The sequence below is a fragment of the Vibrio sp. R10-SG-ISO4 genome (genome assembly GCF_059834135.1).
Map to the genome: position 1 here is coordinate 64,774 of NZ_JCBDHJ010000013.1, position 17,419 is coordinate 82,192.

At 52.2% G+C, this 17,419-nt stretch carries 17 protein-coding genes; 1 reads left to right on the forward strand and 16 read right to left on the reverse strand.

Translation table 11 applies throughout. The features are described 5' to 3' along the window. Positions 1-12: 12 nt before the first annotated feature. From AC6R03_RS06745 to urtA, 14 genes are all read right to left on the reverse strand, one after another. Positions 13-747: a TrmH family RNA methyltransferase gene (locus AC6R03_RS06745; RefSeq protein WP_487903042.1), complete on the reverse strand. Its 735-nt coding sequence runs from the start codon at positions 745-747 to the stop codon at positions 13-15. Positions 748-844: 97 nt separating this feature from the next. After that, the gene (gene ureG, locus AC6R03_RS06750; protein WP_500628902.1) at positions 845-1,477 is read right to left on the reverse strand and encodes an urease accessory protein UreG; all 633 of its coding nucleotides are present in this window, start codon (positions 1,475-1,477) and stop codon (positions 845-847) included. Positions 1,478-1,518: 41 nt separating this feature from the next. Further along, positions 1,519-2,196: an urease accessory protein UreF gene (locus tag AC6R03_RS06755; RefSeq protein WP_500630253.1), complete on the reverse strand. Its 678-nt coding sequence runs from the start codon at positions 2,194-2,196 to the stop codon at positions 1,519-1,521. 13 nt (positions 2,197-2,209) lie between these two features. After that, positions 2,210-2,779, reverse strand: a complete 570-nt coding sequence (locus AC6R03_RS06760; RefSeq protein WP_500630254.1) for a HupE/UreJ family protein — start codon at positions 2,777-2,779, stop codon at positions 2,210-2,212. 101 nt (positions 2,780-2,880) lie between these two features. Further along, the gene (ureE, locus tag AC6R03_RS06765; RefSeq protein ID WP_334552921.1) at positions 2,881-3,336 is read right to left on the reverse strand and encodes an urease accessory protein UreE; all 456 of its coding nucleotides are present in this window, start codon (positions 3,334-3,336) and stop codon (positions 2,881-2,883) included. Positions 3,337-3,346: 10 nt separating this feature from the next. Further along, positions 3,347-5,050, reverse strand: a complete 1,704-nt coding sequence (gene ureC / locus AC6R03_RS06770) for an urease subunit alpha (RefSeq protein WP_500630255.1) — start codon at positions 5,048-5,050, stop codon at positions 3,347-3,349. A gap of 95 nt (positions 5,051-5,145) precedes the next feature. Continuing rightward, positions 5,146-5,478, reverse strand: coding sequence for an urease subunit beta (locus AC6R03_RS06775; RefSeq protein WP_500630256.1), 333 nt, complete (start codon positions 5,476-5,478; stop codon positions 5,146-5,148). Positions 5,479-5,524: 46 nt separating this feature from the next. Continuing rightward, positions 5,525-5,827: an urease subunit gamma gene (ureA, locus tag AC6R03_RS06780; protein WP_487903048.1), complete on the reverse strand. Its 303-nt coding sequence runs from the start codon at positions 5,825-5,827 to the stop codon at positions 5,525-5,527. A gap of 128 nt (positions 5,828-5,955) precedes the next feature. After that, on the reverse strand, positions 5,956-6,870 hold the full coding sequence (locus AC6R03_RS06785) for an urease accessory protein UreD (RefSeq protein WP_500630257.1): 915 nt from the start codon (positions 6,868-6,870) through the stop codon (positions 5,956-5,958). Beyond that, complete coding sequence (gene urtE / locus AC6R03_RS06790) at positions 6,867-7,562, reverse strand: urea ABC transporter ATP-binding subunit UrtE (protein WP_500628908.1); 696 nt, start codon at positions 7,560-7,562, stop codon at positions 6,867-6,869. The genes AC6R03_RS06785 and urtE overlap by 4 nt, the downstream gene beginning before the upstream one ends. 1 nt (position 7,563) lies before the next feature. After that, positions 7,564-8,403 carry an urea ABC transporter ATP-binding protein UrtD gene (urtD, locus tag AC6R03_RS06795; RefSeq protein WP_500630266.1) on the reverse strand — a complete coding sequence of 280 codons (840 nt, stop codon included), beginning with the start codon at positions 8,401-8,403 and terminating at the stop codon, positions 7,564-7,566. A 2-nt stretch (positions 8,404-8,405) separates the two neighbouring features. Continuing rightward, positions 8,406-9,569 (reverse strand): urea ABC transporter permease subunit UrtC, encoded by a 1,164-nt coding sequence (gene urtC, locus AC6R03_RS06800; RefSeq protein WP_500630267.1) that lies wholly within the window; start codon positions 9,567-9,569, stop codon positions 8,406-8,408. A 21-nt stretch (positions 9,570-9,590) separates the two neighbouring features. Beyond that, positions 9,591-11,174 carry an urea ABC transporter permease subunit UrtB gene (gene urtB, locus AC6R03_RS06805; protein ID WP_500630268.1) on the reverse strand — a complete coding sequence of 528 codons (1,584 nt, stop codon included), beginning with the start codon at positions 11,172-11,174 and terminating at the stop codon, positions 9,591-9,593. A 125-nt stretch (positions 11,175-11,299) separates the two neighbouring features. Further along, on the reverse strand, positions 11,300-12,583 hold the full coding sequence (gene urtA / locus AC6R03_RS06810; protein ID WP_334552934.1) for an urea ABC transporter substrate-binding protein: 1,284 nt from the start codon (positions 12,581-12,583) through the stop codon (positions 11,300-11,302). 388 nt (positions 12,584-12,971) lie between these two features. Between urtA and AC6R03_RS06815 the strand changes: the two genes are divergently transcribed. Further along, complete coding sequence (locus AC6R03_RS06815; protein WP_487903052.1) at positions 12,972-13,724, forward strand: SDR family NAD(P)-dependent oxidoreductase; 753 nt, start codon at positions 12,972-12,974, stop codon at positions 13,722-13,724. 44 nt (positions 13,725-13,768) lie between these two features. On the opposite strand, the gene AC6R03_RS06820 is transcribed toward AC6R03_RS06815, so the two are convergent. Continuing rightward, positions 13,769-15,466, reverse strand: coding sequence for an EAL domain-containing protein (locus AC6R03_RS06820; RefSeq protein ID WP_500630258.1), 1,698 nt, complete (start codon positions 15,464-15,466; stop codon positions 13,769-13,771). 16 nt (positions 15,467-15,482) lie between these two features. After that, positions 15,483-17,321 (reverse strand): CHASE domain-containing protein, encoded by a 1,839-nt coding sequence (locus tag AC6R03_RS06825; protein WP_500630259.1) that lies wholly within the window; start codon positions 17,319-17,321, stop codon positions 15,483-15,485. Positions 17,322-17,419: the final 98 nt, after the last annotated feature.

Here is a 17,419-nt window from a genome sequence, read left to right on the forward strand (position 1 = left end):
CCGACGCTCTGCCTACTGATGCTGCCTGCGCAGGTTGTCCAAAATAATACCCGTCGCCATCGCGACATTCAGTGATTCTGCCCCGCCAAACGCCGGAATGGTGATTTTGTCACTCACATGCTGAGCGGCGTGCTCGCGGATACCGTGCGATTCACTGCCCATCAAGATGATGCCTTGCGGCGCAAACTGCGTCGTGTGAACACTCTCGCCCTCTAGAAATGCGCCATAAACGGGTAAATTGGCACTGGCAAGATAGGCAGGCAGGTCGCACTGCGTCACGCTGACGCGGCCAAAACTGCCCATGGTCGCACTGATGGTTTTCGGGTTATAGGGGTCGGCGCAGTCCTGACTGGCGATGATGTGTTTGATGCCGTACCAGTCGGCGACACGAATGATGGTCCCTAGATTACCCGGGTCGCTGACGCCATCTAACGCGATGAGCCAACCCTGCGCTTTTGGCACTGGCAAGTTAGGGATCGCCACCACGGCGATGGCCGAATTATTACTTACCAATGTGCTGGCTTTCGTCAACTCATCCAAACTCGCTTCGACACAGTCGTAATCGCTCAGCGTCTCTTGATGCTTGTCGAGAAAGTCTCGGGTGGCGAAAATCTGTTTGACCTCAAGATCACTCACGATGAGCTCTAGGACGTTCTTTTCACCTTGAACTAAAAACAGTCCATTGGCTTTACGCTGCTTCTTTTGTCCCAATGCGCGCAGTAATTTGAGTTGGTTTTTCGATATCATTCATCGCCCCGACGTGCGTTAACCCAGTAAAAACTCGGGGAGTATAACCCTAAACCGCGCTGAGATGCGAGCGTTGGCACCTAGCCTTTCAAGCACGTTAAACTGACGTGCTTTTCATGGTCAACATCCCTTGTGTCACGATGAAATCGATGATGGTGCTCAGCCCTTGGCTCTCTTTTAAGTTGGTAAACACAAACGGTTTGGTCGGGCGCATGCGCTGGGTATCCGACTCCATCACTTCAAGAGACGCCCCGACATACGGCGCAAGGTCGATTTTGTTGATCACCAGTAAGTCCGAGCGTGTGATGCCCGGCCCGCCTTTACGCGGGATTTTTTCCCCTTCTGCCACATCAATGACGTAGATGGTCAGATCAGCGAGCTCAGGGCTAAAGGTCGCACTGAGGTTGTCACCGCCACTTTCAATGAACACCACATCGAGATTTTGATGGCGTTTGGCCAACTCTTCCACTGCGGCGAGGTTCATAGAGGCGTCTTCGCGGATCGCCGTGTGAGGACAGCCGCCGGTTTCGACACCGATGATGCGATCGGGCTCAAGCGCCTCGGCGCGAGTGAGGATCTTCGCGTCTTCCTGGGTATAGATATCGTTAGTGACCACCGCGATGTTGAGCTTATCGCGGATCGCTTTGCACAGCACTTCCAACAGCGCGGTTTTGCCTGAACCTACCGGGCCGCCAATGCCGACCCTTAATGGCTGTTTGTAACTCTCCATTGTCCTTCTTCTCCAATTCTATGTACAAAACTGCACAGACGTTATGAGCGAAATAATCGCGTGTATTGTGTCTCGTGTAAGCTGCTGGCGATGGAGACGCTGGGGGTAAAGCTGCCCATCATCCACTCTTCAATCTGCCGAGCGTGCGCGATGGCGTGCTCAAATTCGTCACTAAGAGCGATCAGCGCTCGCTGGCCATCCGTTTGACCGAGCGGCACTAATTTCACCCCGGCCATAATAAGATTTTCCGCCCAGCTCCAAAGGTAGCCTTGTTTGAGTGATTCGGGTTCGATCTGCCACTGCTCGGCGGCAACACACAAACCAAGCAGTTGATTGATTTTCACCTCAGGGTGATGAAACGCGTCGTGATCCACTCCCAGTTGCACCAAAAGCGTTTTGAGGGCGAGTCCTCGCTGAGATTCTTCGGCGCGCAACTCCTTGGTTTCACGACTGGCGTACAGGGTGTCACTGAGTGATTGAATGCGCGCGATGTCCGCATTCCCGAGCGCCTCGAAGTATCTGTCAATCAACGGCAGTTCTAAGGTCGCCACGCTATTGAACAGCATGTTGCTCAACCATTGGTGCATGCCCTCTTTGTCGGTCACCCATTGTGCTTCGACCGCCCACTCTAGCCCTTGCGAGTAGGTGAACCCGCCGATAGGCAAAGAGGGACTGATCAGCTGGAACAGTCGATACACCGCGCGAGGTTCGCTCATCATTGGCTAAACCCCGTTACGGCAGTAGAATCAAAGCACTGGCAGACGCAACGCCAACCGATAACCAAGGGCTCGACAACGCTCGGCCAAACTGTAAGCCCAGCACCATCAAACCGGCGGCGGCGGTCAACATGCCACTGGCAAAGGGAAGAACACTGCCCGTTGATTCAACGCCATGCGCGTAACCATGAAAAAACATCAAGCCAACGCTGAGGCCAACCGCCAAATTCAATAGCGGCTTGGAGCGATTGAATGACTGCCATATGGCGCCGCTGACCACAAACAGTGAGGCCCCAATCGCCAGCTCGACGCCACCAAAGCCGCCAAACACTTTACCTGCGCTTAGCCCCAGTAATAACGTCGCGAGTGCCGCTAGCATCAGCGTTACTTTGCCGCGCCAACTGACCGATAGACACGCAGTCAGCATGCCGAACGCAATCAACATGACGAGGTGATCCAACCCGGTCACAGGGTGCGTCAATCCGGCCGAAAAAGAGCCGCCCTCATGGCCGGGGTGAGCAAATACTGGGCTTGTCATCGTGGTGGCGGCAAATGCGCCGACGGAGGGAATAAAAGAGATTCGCATAACACTGTCCTTGTAAGTCATCTATCCGTTGAAATAGGTTGAAAGAGAAACTGGCCACGCTGTCGTCAACGTTGACAACGCGCGTGCCCTATCAAAGCCATTTAGTGATGGTGATGATGGCCCCCAGCAGAACGCCCGCCATAAGCACCACTTTCTGGCTCAAAGGCCGCTTGCTCGACCGTCACTTTCGCGCCGAGCCCAGTGACCATGTCATCGAGTACGTGATCATGCTGGTAACGTACCCAGCCAAACGCCACTTGCAACGGCACATGGCGGTTTCCTAAGTGGTAGGCAACGCGCGTCAATAAATGCAGGTCACTGCAGTAGACGGTCGAGACACTTTCTGGCGCGGCAATCACCTCAACCACCAATCCGCATGGGCTTTTGAGCTGCTCTCCCCCGCGTAAAATGTGTCCGCGAGGAAGAAATAGTCCCGCGTCACGGCCATCATCCAATTTGACCTTTAAACGGCTTTTGATACGGCTGTCGATCGGCAAACTGAGAAATGTGTGGGGTTGAATGGTTATCTCCTGAGCAATTTCCGTCAGTTCGATCATGGTTGTTCTCCTAGAATAAGAAATAGCGCTGCGCCATCGGCAGCACGTCTGCAGGTTCACACACCAGCAACTCGCCATCCGCGCGAACTTGATAGGTTTGTGAGTCCACTTCGATGTGCGGCTGCCAGTCGTTTAACTTCATATCGGCTTTACGGATGTCACGACAGTGGCTTACCACACCGATTTGACTGCCTAAGCCCAGTACAGCGGCAATCCCGGCTTGGTGAGCGGCTTGCGAGACAAACAGCATCGAGGTCTTTAGCGCCGCTTTGCCGTAGCTACCAAACATGCCACGGTAATGGACCGGCTGTGGAGTGGGAATGGATGCGTTCGGATCGCCCATCGGCGCCATGGCTATCATGCCGCCTTTCAAAATCACGCTCGGTTTAACGCCGAAAAAAGCCGGTTTCCACAACACCAAATCCGCCAATTTACCCACTTCAATCGAACCAATTTCATGGGCCATCCCGTGAGTGATCGCCGGATTGATGGTGTATTTGGCAATGTAACGCTTCAAGCGAAAATTATCGCTGTAGCTTGAATCTTGTTTCAAACTGCCGCGCTGCACTTTCATTTTGTGCGCCGTTTGCCAAGTGCGTGTGATCACTTCACCCACTCGCCCCATAGCTTGTGAATCCGAAGCGATCATCGAGAAAGCGCCCAAGTCGTGAAGAATATCCTCGGCGGCGATGGTTTCTCGGCGGATGCGAGACTCCGCGAACGCTACATCTTCTGCAATGGATGGTGAGAGGTGATGGCACACCATCAACATGTCCAAATGCTCATCGACCGTGTTAACGGTGTACGGGCGTGTTGGGTTGGTCGACGACGGCAGCACATTGGCTTCACCGGCGGCGCGAATAATATCTGGCGCGTGACCGCCCCCTGCCCCTTCGGTGTGATAGGTATGAATGACGCGATCGCCGATCGCATTCAATGTCGATTCGACAAAGCCGGATTCATTGAGGGTATCGGTGTGTATCGCCACCTGCACGTCCATCTCATCCGCTACCGTCAAGCAGGTATCAATAGAAGCTGGCGTCGTCCCCCAGTCTTCATGCAGTTTCAACCCCACCGCGCCTGCCGCAACTTGCTCTCGCAGTGCGTCAGGTTGGCTGGCATTGCCTTTACCAAGCAAGCCAAAATTCATTGGAAAGCCATCAAGGGATTCGAGCATGCGATGCATATTCCACGGGCCTGGGGTGCAGGTGGTCGCATTGGTGCCGGTGTTCGGGCCAGTGCCGCCACCAATCATGGTGGTGACACCCGATGCGAGCGCCTCTTCAATTTGTTGTGGGCAGATAAAATGGATGTGCGAGTCAATGCCACCAGCGGTTAGAATCGCCCCTTCCCCAGCCAACACCTCAGTGCCCGGGCCAATCACTATGGTGACGCCGGGCTGAACATCGGGGTTGCCTGCTTTGCCAATCGCGTGAATGCGACCATCTTTGACCGCCACGTCGGCTTTGACAATGCCCCAATAGTCGAGCACAACGGCATTGGTGATCACTAAATCTGGGGTTTCTTGGCTTGGCATTTGACTCTGGCCCATGCCATCGCGAATCACCTTCCCGCCACCAAATTTCACTTCATCACCGTAGACGGTGTAATCTTTTTCTACCTCAAGCCACAATTCGGTATCCGCGAGGCGAACTCTGTCTCCGACTGTTGGCCCAAACATTTCGGCGTATGCCCGTCGAGAGATGCTTGCCATGACTTATCCTTGTCTGTTACGTGTGCGCATTACCCATCTGTCTATCAACTTGTCAGTAAACATGTCTGTCAACTGGGTGGTATAACGCCATCGAGCTATAACTTGCCCATCACCTTGCCTTGAAATCCGTACACTTCGCCTTTTCCGGCATATTCCACTAGCTCAACGCTGCGTGATTGGCCGGGTTCAAATCGCGTCGCCGTACCGGCGGGGATATTGAGTCGAAACCCGCGCGCAAGCGCTCTGTCAAACACCAAGGCTTCATTCACTTCAAAAAAATGGTAATGCGATCCGATTTGAACCGGACGGTCACCGACATTCTCAACGCTCACTTTGACGGTGCGGCGGCCCACATTGAGCGCAATCTCACCGGCGGCGGTCTCAATTTGACCCGGCGCCCAACCCTTGCCGATTGTCGTCCCTGCCATCCCTGTATCTCCTTATCCTATTGACTTTGCCTTTCCCCATCACTGACTACACTATCGGCTCGTGCACGGTGACGAGTTTGGTGCCGTCTGGGAACGTTGCCTCAACTTGCACGTCCGGAATCATACTGGCGACCCCTTCCATTACATCCTCTACTGTAAGCAACGTACGCCCGTAATCCATCAATTCGGCGACGCTTTTTCCCTCCCGAGCGCCTTCTAAAATGGCGCTACTGATCAGCGCAATCGACTCTGGGTAGTTGAGTTTTAGCCCTTTTTCTTTGCGACTTTGCGCCAACAGGCCCGCGCAAAAAATGAGTAATTTGTCTTTCTCTCTCGGGGTGAGTTCCATTGCTATCCCTCGCAATTCATCGCTTTGTTCCGCCGCCTACACTCTCATGTTTATGGTTGAGTGTGCTTGTGGATGAGTGTGCTGTAGATGAGTAATTCAGCTTGCATCCACACTCTCAGTCCACCTTGTTAGGTAGCCCAGATCCTCGGAGGCTGAGGCTTCTCGCCAAACCAGTGCAACCTGATCTGCTGCCAAATACGCTCAAAACTGGCCAGAATCACTTCACTCCATTGACCCAATACCCTGACGACTATCAGGTTTTCCAGCTGAGTGGCACCAATGACCAACGACGCCTTACCCACATCATCTTGTATAGAGCAGAGCAAGCTCCGTACCAGCTCGATTAAGTCCTCGTCTTGTGAGGAGATATAAAACGTGCCCATCATTGGAAAGCCGAGCAACCCCTTATTTATCAGATATTTATCGCCGCCTTTCATATTGAGCCCTTCGCTGAGTATTTTGCTCCCTTGGTAGTAAATCTCTGTTTTTCCTACCAAATGTCCACTTAAAAAGCCCTCATTTAGTGCGGGTCTCCCAAAACAGTGCATCTCCCAGCCCATAAATTGTGCATCACGCTCTAAGTGGATCTGTGTGTCTACTCGCGCGTGGGCATCGGGGAAAAAGATGTTCTCTTGCGGTAGCCACTCTAAGGTGGCGTTTGACGCCACGCGCAGTATTTGCGTCTGGCGAGCAAAGCGCGCCGATGAGCGATAAAACTTGGTAGCGCCGGGGGTCGTGACCAGAGCATGCCCCCCCTCTCGCACCTGTGCCTCGATGGCTAACGTGTCGCCGCCGACTACGCCGCCAGGCGGGTGCAACAAATAGGTATGGCACACGGGCCCCTCAGGATAGAGCGGGCGCTGTATCGCCAGCGGGCCTTGCTGCTGGCGCTCTTTGATCACCGTTTTATCTCCTCTGTCGGTAAACAGCAGAGCCAGTTTTGCTTTCCAGCCAGAGCGAGTATCAGAATCGAGTTTTTGTTCAAGGCTGGGGTTGTCATTGGCATCCGTCAAGGCAAATGCCACAGCAGGGTCACACATCATACGGTTAGATACTCCTTAATCAGCGCGTCATTGAGCGCCTCCATGGGGCCATTGGCCACCGGCCGGCCGCGATCCAAAATGCAAAACTCATCGCCCACTTTACGGGCGAAAGGCAGCTTTTGCTCCACCAGCAATACCGTCAGACCATATTGCTGATTGAGCATGCGAATGATGTCGCCAATCTCTTGCACTATATTGGGCTGGATGCCTTCCGTGGGCTCATCCAAAATCAGTAGACTCGGGTTGACCACCAGAGCACGGCCAATCGCCAGTTGCTGCTGCTGCCCTCCCGACAGATCGCCACCGCGGCGATGAAGCATCTCTTTAAGCACCGGGAACAGCTCGAAAATGAATTCTGGGATCTGGCGATCGCCTTTGGCGCGAATCGGCAATCCCACTTCAAGGTTCTCTTGCACGGTGAGCATCGGAAAGATTTGCCGTCCTTGCGGCACATAACCGATACCGAGTCGCGGGCGATCTTCGGCGTCACGTTTAATTAATGACTGATCACCCAGTTTGATGTCGCCACTTTGTACCTTCACCAGCCCCATAATGCACTGCAATAAGGTGGTTTTCCCCACCCCATTGCGACCCATAAGTACGGTACATTTGCCTTTGGGGATCGTCATATTCAAGTCCCACAGGGTGTGGCTTTCGCCATAGAATTGATTCAATCCATTGATGGTCAACATACTACTCTCCCAGATAGACCTGTTTGACTTGCGGATGGGCCTGGACGTGGTCCATCGTCCCTTCTGCCAGCACATGCCCCTGGTGGAGCACAGTGACATGGCTGGCAATTGAACGGACGAAATCCATATCGTGCTCAACGACCACGACCGAGTGTTTCCCGGCGAGCGAGTTAAGCAGCTCAGAGGTGCGATCCATCTCTTGGTGCGTCATCCCCGCGACCGGCTCATCGATGAGCAACAGCTTCGGGTTTTGCATCAAAAGCATACCGATCTCGAGCCACTGCTTTTGACCATGCGACAGATTACCGGCGAGTCGCCTTGCACTGTCTTGTAAATCAATCAGCGTAAGCACTGACTCCAATTTGTCTTTCTGCTCGCCCGATAGCTGCGCGATGTACGTACCCCACACAGAGCGTACGCCCGCCATCGCCAACTCAAGGTTCTCCCACACGCTTAAGCATTCAATCACCGTCGGCTTTTGGAACTTACGTCCGATGCCGGCATTGGCAATTTGCGCCTCGTTCATCTTAAGGAGGTTAATGTTAGAGCCAAGCCACACCGACCCACTGTCGGGTTTCGTTTTGCCCGTGATGATGTCCATCATGGTGGTTTTCCCTGCACCATTGGGGCCGATGATGCAGCGCAGCTCACCCTCTTTGATGTACAAGTTCAAATCGTTGATGGCTTTAAAGCCGTCAAAGCTTTTGTTGACGCCTTCGACATAGAGCAAAATGTTGTGCCGCGTATCAATCAGCGGGTGGGTCTCGGGCTTGAGAAACGAAAAGACTTCATCACGACGGGTCAGTTGCTTGACCGAATCAGTCAATGTTGTATGGGTCATGTTCATGCCGTCACCTCTTTGCTCTTATCTCTTTCCTCATCGCTTGCTGCGCGACGGTTGGCCGTGTCGACCTTCGCAAGCTTGTCGCTGACAAACCCCATCAACCCTTTCGGGAAGTACATAGTCGAGAGCACGAACATGCCCCCGAGGGCGAAGAGCCACACCTCTGGGAACTCAACGGTGAACCAGCTTTTGGCGTAGTTGATCACCAAAGCGCCAACAATCGCGCCGAACAAGGTAGCGCGGCCGCCTAATGCGACCCAGACCACCACTTCAATCGAGTTGAGCGGCGCAAATTCCCCGGGATTGATGATGCCCACTTGCGGGACATAAAGCGCCCCCGCAATGCCCGCTATCACCGCAGAAAGGACAAACACCCACAGCTTGATGCCGTCGACGTCATACCCCATAAATCGAGTGCGGGATTCGGTGTCGCGAATCGCCAACGCCACGCGGCCAAGACGGCTGGCCACCACAGTGCGGCACACCCAGTAGCTCAGGGCCAGCATCAGACCGGTGGCCATAAACAACACGATGCGCGTGCTGTCTTGCTGCAAGCTGTAGCCAAGTATGTCTTTAAAATCCGTGAGGCCGTTGTTGCCGCCAAAGCCCATTTCGTTGCGAAAAAATGCCAACATCAGGGCATAGGTCAGCGCTTGAGTGATGATCGACAAATAGACCCCCGACACGCGAGAGCGAAACGCCAAATAACCAAACAGGTAAGCCAGCGCCCCCGGCACTAATACCACCATCACACATGCGAACCAAAATTGATCAAAGCCGAGCCAGAACCACGGCAGCTCTTGCCAATTTAGAAACACCATAAAATCCGGCAGAATCGGATTCCCGTACACACCACGATCGCCAATTTGACGCATCAAATACATGCCCATCGCATAGCCGCCAAGAGCAAAAAAGGCGCCGTGGCCCAAACTCAAAATGCCGAGGTAGCCCCACACCAGATCCACCGCTAAGGCGAGCATGGCATAGCTGAGATACTTGCCCATCAAAGAGAGCGTGAATGTCTCAACGTGAAAGGGATGACCGACGGGCAGCAAGGTATTGGCCAAGGGCACTAACACCACCGCCAACAGAATGAGCGCCACGGTCACTTGGCCACCTTTGTCGCCTCGCATCGCTGAGAGCACTACCGAGCGTGACTGAATAGATTGACTCATGTGAACTCCTTAACCTTCTGCCGCTCGGCCACGTTGTGGGAAGAGCCCACGAGGACGTTTTTGAATAAATAGGATGATAAACACCAGCACCAAGATCTTCGCCAGTACCGCACCAGCCCAAGGCTCCAATATTTTGTTAAACAGCCCAAGGCCGAGCCCCGCCACTAAGGTGCCCCACAGGTTGCCGACGCCGCCAAACACCACCACCATGAAGGAGTCGATGATGTAGGCTTGGCCCATATTGGGCCCCACGTTGGTGAGTTGAGACAGCGCAACACCTGCAATACCGGCCACCCCGGAACCTAAGCCGAACGTCATGGCATCGACACGCTCTGAGCGGATCCCCATCGCACGAGCCATCGCGCGATTTTGCGACACCGCGCGCACTTGCAGACCCAAAGGTGTTTTTTTCAAGACCATCACCAAGCCAATGAACACACACGCGCAAAATAGGATGATGTACAAGCGGTTGTAGGTGAGAGAGAGCATGGGGTTGATGCTGAGTGCACCGGACATCCAATCCGGCGTGCTGACTGAGCGGTTGAGCGGCGAAAATACCGAGCGCACCGCTTGTTGCAGAATCAGGCTGAGACCAAACGTCGCCAGTAAGGTTTCCAGCGGTCGTCCGTACAAGTGGCGAATCACACTACGTTCAATCGCAACGCCCACCAACCCAGAGACGACAAATGCCGCCGGTATAGAAAGTATCAACGCCAACCCAATGTGATTGGGCATCAACTGCTGCATAACGTAAGTGGTGTAAGCGCCAAGCATGATAAGCTCACCGTGCGCCATGTTGATCACGCCCATCACACCAAAGGTGATCGCCAAGCCAATACCGGCCAACACCAATACCGAGCCTAAACTAAGACCAAAGAAAAGGGTCTCCACCCCCGAATACAAACGCTGGCTTTGTTGGTAGCGGTCGAGGGCCTTTTGCGCCGCCTCAATCACTTCCTCATCTTGCTCACGGCTTAACACTGCATTGAGGGTTTGCACCACCACTGGCTGTTTGTAATCCGACAACAGCGCAATCGCGGCCGTTTGGCCCGGATCACTCGCATTGAGGGCACTGTCCACCGCCAACGCCAGATGCAATTGCTCAATCACCGCGGGCGAGGTTTCGCTCACCAGACGCTTTTTAAACTTAGCCACCACACTGGGCTCTGTATTGCCCACCAGCGCCGTCACCGCCGCAAGTCGCACCGCTTCATCGGCACTGCTTAAGCCCAGTGAGGCGATTTCAGCGCGAATCAGACCGCGCAACGCGTTATTCACCCGCACTTTGCTAAACTGGCGTTTACTTTCAATAACGAGTGTCTCGCCCGTCCAAACCTGAGTGGCGGTTTGTTGCGTTTTGAGCTCTGGCGCGATGTAAAGGTCTTGCTTGTTGGCTTTTAAGCTGTAGAGATCGCCTTCTAGCCAGGCGGTCAAAATAGGCTTCGCTACCTCCACTGGTTGCGACTCCACCAGCCAAGTCATGGCTTGCTCTTTCGCTTGATTGTTCTTGCCATTGAGTATGCTGGCAAAGTCTTCCTGACTTTGCGCATTGGCGAGATTCAACCCGATCAGGCTCAATAGACTGATCCACATAAACTTGATAATCGGCACACTCCTTGGCCTCATGATGTCTGTCCTTGCGTGGGTGAAAAGGAAAGGGTCTCAACGGAAAAAAGACGCCCAGCTTCCACGTAAAAGCCGGGCGCCAATCGTGGAGATTAATTAGAACCTGAACACTGCTTGGTTTCGACGTTAAACGCGCCGCAAGAGAAAGGTTTCGACCAGCTTGAGAACAGTTTCGCCGACTCAGGAAGGTAATCAGACCAAGCATCACCAGCGACTAAACCTGTTGTTTCCCACACCACATCGAACTGACCGTCATCTTGGATTTCACCAATCAAAACCGGTTTGGTGATGTGGTGGTTAGGCATCATGGTCGAGTAGCCTCCTGAGAGGTTAGGAACAGAGACACCAATCAATGCATCTTGCACGGCTTGTGCGTCGGTCGTACCTGCGTTCGTCACCGCTTGCGCCCACATGTTAAAGCCGATGTAGTGCGCTTCCATTGGGTCATTCGTGACACGCTCTTCACTGCCAATGAACGCTTGCCACGTTTCGACAAACTCTGCGTTGCTGTCTGTATCGACACTCATAAAGTAGTTCCAAGCGGCAAGGTGGCCCACCAGTGGTGAGGTATCCATACCCGACAGCTCTTCTTCACCCACAGAGAACGCCACCACGGGGATGTCTTCCGATGAGACGCCTTGCGCCCCAAGCTCTTTGTAGAAAGGCACGTTCGCATCGCCATTGATGGTCGAGACCACCGCGGTTTTCTTCCCTTCTGCGCCAAATTTCTTGATGTCAGAGACAATTGACTGCCAGTCAGAGTGACCAAACGGCGTGTAGTTGATCATGATGTCAGACTCACCCACCCCTTTGGCTTTGAGGTACGCTTCCAAGATCTTATTGGTGGTGCGCGGATAGACGTAATCAGTGCCCGCCAATACCCAGCGCTCAACGCCGAGTTCATTCATGAGGTAATCAACCGCAGGGATCGCCTGCTGATTTGGTGCGGCGCCAGTGTAGAAGACGTTTTTCGACGACTCTTCCCCTTCATATTGAACCGGGTAGAACAAGATGCTGTTGAGCTCTTCAAACACAGGCAACATGGATTTGCGTGATACCGACGTCCAACCACCAAACACCACGTCGACTTTTTCTTTCTCGATCAATTCACGCGCTTTCTCTGCAAACAATGGCCAGTTAGACGCAGGGTCCACCACCACGGCTTCGAGTTTTTTACCTAGCAAACCGCCTTTTTTGTTCTGCTCATCGACCAACATCAGCACGGTGTCTTTCAGTGTGGTTTCACTGATCGCCATCGTCCCGGACAACGAGTGGAGCACACCGACTTTGATCGTCTCTTCTGCGTATGCCAAAGAGGAGCTCAGTGCGAGTGTGGTGCCCAAAGCGGCCAGTTTCAGTTTGAACGTCATGTTCATAGTGGCTATCTCCTTATAGATGAATGGTTATTCAACCTGTCGGTATCTATATCCAACCAATCCAAAAAGGGTGCCAATAAAACTCGTTCAACAATTTAATTTTAACTCATTGAATTATAGTGATTTTATTCTAATCCGCTTCTTAATTGTGCAAGGACGGTTATTTTTTGCGCTGTATATTAGTGCAATCGATTCTCTCCTCTCACCATTTTGGTCTGACCTTAACCCCAAAAAAGAAAACTTGATGCATATCAGTCAGGTAGTTCAGCCGAACGCACCCATCCAGACCAAAACCATAACGGCAAGCAGGATGAGATTGTGCATTCATCCCCAGTAACGAAAACATGCTATGCTCCGAGTTCAGTCTGGCAATCAAAAGGAATAAAGAATGAAAAAAGTGGCGTTTATCACTGGTGCGACATCTGGATTTGGCCGAGCCGCGGCAGAGCGTTTTGCACAAGCGGGTTGGTCATTGGTGCTCTCTGGTCGCCGCCTCGAGCGTTTAGAGGCACTGAAAGCCGAACTCAATGTGCCTGTGCACATCATTCAACTTGACGTTCGTGATTCAGACGCGGTGAAACAAGCCGTGGCAGAACTGCCAAGCGAATTTGCCGCCGTGCGACTGCTCATCAACAATGCCGGTCTGGCATTGGCTCCGCAAGCGGCGCAAGACGTCGAGCTTGATGACTGGAAAACCATGATTGACACCAACGTCACAGGATTGGTGAATGTCACGCACGCGCTACTGCCGACCTTGATCCAATCTGGCGCCGGCAGCACCATCATTAATGTGGGATCTATTGCCGGACAATGGCCCTACCCAGGTAGCCACGTCTATGGGGCAACCAAGGCGTTTGTTCAACAATTTAGCTACAACTTGCGCTGTGATTTGCTCGGCACCGGTGTACGTGTGACTGACATTGCGCCAGGCATGGCAGAAACCGAGTTCACTTTGGTACGCACCAAAGGCGATCAAGCGGCGTCCGATAAGCTCTACAACAGCACTACCCCACTCACCGCGCAAGACATTGCCGAACAGATGTTCTACGTGGCGACGCTACCCGATCACATCAACATTAACCGCCTTGAAGTGATGCCGACACGTCAAGCATGGTCTCCTTTTGCGGTTGACCGCGATTAAGCGATGATTCAACTAGAGCGTGGTGAACTAATCAGCGCTGCGCTCTAGCCAAAATATTTCTTCTCAAACGCCTCAACAGGCAATGGCTGCGAGTAAAAATAGCCCTGATGACGCGCCACCCCGACTCCCTGACAAAGGCTGCTTTGGTACTCGGTTTCTATACCTTCAGCCACGGTATCGTACTCTAGACTGGTCGCAAACAGACAGATGGCCGTAAAGAGTTGCTGAGCGCTTTTCTCTTCAACGTTCGCCATGAACGATTTGTCGATCTTAATGATATCAATCGGGTAATCTTTGAGATGCGAGAGCGACGAGTAGCCAGTACCAAAATCGTCCACCGCAATTTTGAACCCCAGCCCACTGAGCTGTTGCAGCATCTCAGTTGAAGCGCCTTCTGCGACCAAACAGTTTTCCGTGATCTCCAACTCCACCTGACTCGGAGAGACTTCATAAAATGAAAGATACTCTTCAAGCTGTGTTTTTAAACTCAGCTCTGTCAACTGCTTGGGTGAGACATTAATCGCGACCACAAACGAGGCGCTAAAGCGTGCAAATTGCTCTTTCCAAATTTTGAGTTGATCAAACGCCGCGCGAAATACCCAATGACCAATTTCGATCATCAAATGAGACTCCTCCGCGATCGGAATGAAGTCGGTAGGTGACACAATACCCAGCTTTTTGTGATTCCAGCGCAGCAGTGCCTCTGCCCCCACTAAGTTGGCGTTGCGGTCAAACTGAGGCTGAAAGTAGAGTTCAAACTCATCATTTTGAATCGCGCGTTTAAGATCGTTTTCAATGCGTATGCGCTTTTCAATCAAGTTATGAAACTCTTTCGAGTAATACTGCGCTTGATTTCGACCTTGATCTTTGGCTCGGTACAAGGCGATGTCGGCACACTTGGTTAATTCTACGGAGTTAGTGGCACACTCTGGCGCGGAAGCGATGCCAATACTGATGGTCATATCAATGCTATGGCTCTCCACTATGATCGGCTCTTCAAACGCTTTAAGCAGGCGCAGGACCAATAGGTGGACGTGATTTTTCATCTCAAGGTTTTGGATAATAATGGCAAACTCGTCGCCACCGATGCGGCACAAGTAATCACTTTTTCGTGAGCAATGGGAGAGACGCTGCGCCACATGCCTAAGGACCGCATCACCGACAACGTGGCCAAGGCTATCATTGATGTCTTTGAACTTATCGAGATCAATCAACAGGAGCATTAATGGCTTTTTCGAGCGAGAAGCAATCAATAGTGCTTTTTTTAAGGTTTCATCAAAAAAGTAGCGATTACTCAACCCAGTCAAACTGTCCTCTTCTGCCATACGTTTGAGCTCGGTGTGTTTGGCTTGAATCTGCTGCTCGAGGTAGTAGCGTTCGGTGGCAATCACGATAGCGCGACGTAATCGCGACGCGGTGATCTCTTTTTTCATGATGAAGTCTTGCGCACCCACTTCAATGCACGACAGCGCCAACTCCTCATCATTGCTGTGGCTGAGCATCACAATCGAGGTAGAGAAATCGCTCACACTCCTCAATTGCATCAGCACTTCAATACCATTGGATGGTGGAAGCTGATAGTCGAGCAAAATCACATCATATTTATTGGCGAGCGCCATCTTGAGCCCTTCATGGGCCGTCGTTGCTTCGTCGATCTCCTGGATGGGTAAATCGGTATCGCGCAAAGTCCGAATCGCAGCAATTCTATCGATGGTATCATCGTCAATAATCAAGATTTTCATCAGTCAAATCCCATCCTTATGGAGTAAAGGTTAGATTGGCGCGCTCGATGGTTAGCGCGGCAAAGTACGGCTGTTTGGGCCAACTAAAACGGAACGTGCAGCCCTGTTCAAGGTTGTTTTCTAATCGATAGTCGCAACCATAGAGATCGAGCGTTTTCTTAATAATCGACAGGCCAAGGCCACTGCCTTCTACTTTGTCTCTTGGTTGCAGAGTGTGGAAGAGTTCAAACACTTTCTCTTGATAGGCCTCTGGAATGCCTGGCCCGTCGTCTTGTACGGTAAACACATAGCGGTCATCGATTTCCGTGGCGGTCACGCGAATCAACCCCTTGGCTTTGTCATGATGCTTAATCGCGTTGCCAATCAGGTTTCTCAGTACCATTTCAAGCGGCGTAACTAAGGTAGAGATCTCACCCAACTGATCGTCATACTCTAAGGTGATCCCTGTCGGCGGGCTAAGCAGCTCAAAAATCTCTTCAGTCTTATTCCCAACATGAAACAGATCTAAGCTCCACTGTTTCCTGCCTACACGCGAATAAAGCAGCAGATCATCGAGCAAGCGCTCCAAACGACTGACTCGATTTTGCAATAAGGCGGCGTACTGCTCTGTTTGCTCAGTGAGATGGGGTTTTAAGTCATCGATGGTCCAAGTAACCAACTGGGATATGCCACGCAAGGGCGCTTTTAAATCATGGGAAGCGACGTAAGCGAACTGATCCAGTTCGTGGTTGGCCTCTTCGAGCGCGTGGTTGCGCTTCTCTAAATCGGCCGTCACTTGTTCTAAGGTTTGAGTGCGCAACTGCAAATCTTGGGTGGCTTGATCGGCGTACTGCTGAGCACGCTCTTTCTCACGACTGAGCATCAAGAAAATGACCAGTAGCAGAACATCAACCAATAGACCAAACACTAAGATCAGCGCAGGTTGACTCAGGCTTTGCTGCTCTTTAAATAGCAGCGAGGACTGAACATGAAACACCCAAGTACGACCATACAAATCCAAACTGATTTGCTCAGAAAACGTCGGATCAGCATCGTAATGACGGTTGCTATCATTGAGTTCACTGTAGAGCTCCGTGTCGCCATCATAGATGCTGAAATTCACTAAACGTGTACTTCTGTCGAGCGTACCATCCATCAATTTGTAGACCACAAAAGGCGCGTAGACTAAACCCTGAAAATCGCCGCCACTTTCACCATATTGATTGTTTTCCATACCTTGGCGATACCACGGGGCATAAAAAAGAAAGCCCGGCGTGCGCTGAGAATCTTGTACCAAGACGATCGGCCCGGTGATGCTGGCCTGACCGCTCGATTTTGCCCGCTGAGCCGCACTGTAACGATTGGTTTCATGCGCCATGTCTAGACCCACCGCTTTGAGATTGTCTTGCTGAGGCTCGATGTAAGTGATAGGCCAATACTCCTTGCCAGAGCGCGTGGGATGCATGGCATAGGTCGCCATCGTCTCACGCTGCCAAGACAAATACGTCGGTACTTTCTCTTCTGGCACGTAATGAATCACACCAATCCCGTTGATGCCCGGGAACCGAGATTCGATGCGCAGCTCATCGGCAAACACTTTCCAATCCGCGCGGCTCGCCGCTCTATCAAGCATGTGTAGCGCAGAGACGCCGGCCCATAGCGCTTCCTCATACTTCTCCATCCGCTCATGAACCAAGGCGACCAATTGTTTGGCTTGATGTTGAAATTGAACCTTTGATTTCTGATGACTCTGTTTGAGCGTCACTTGCCAAGCAGTCAGCGTTAACGCAAGCGAAAACACAATCACGACCCAGTGATACCAATGCAGGACGCGAGGCGCCCGGACAGCAGAACGGAACAACGAGCTTTTCAGCATTCAACCTAGCCTGTTTTTGTGAGGTATTTAGTAATCACTCTAGTCTATTTCTTTCCACCCTAACTCAGTCAAAAGCACTAACTGGTCAATTTGTGAGC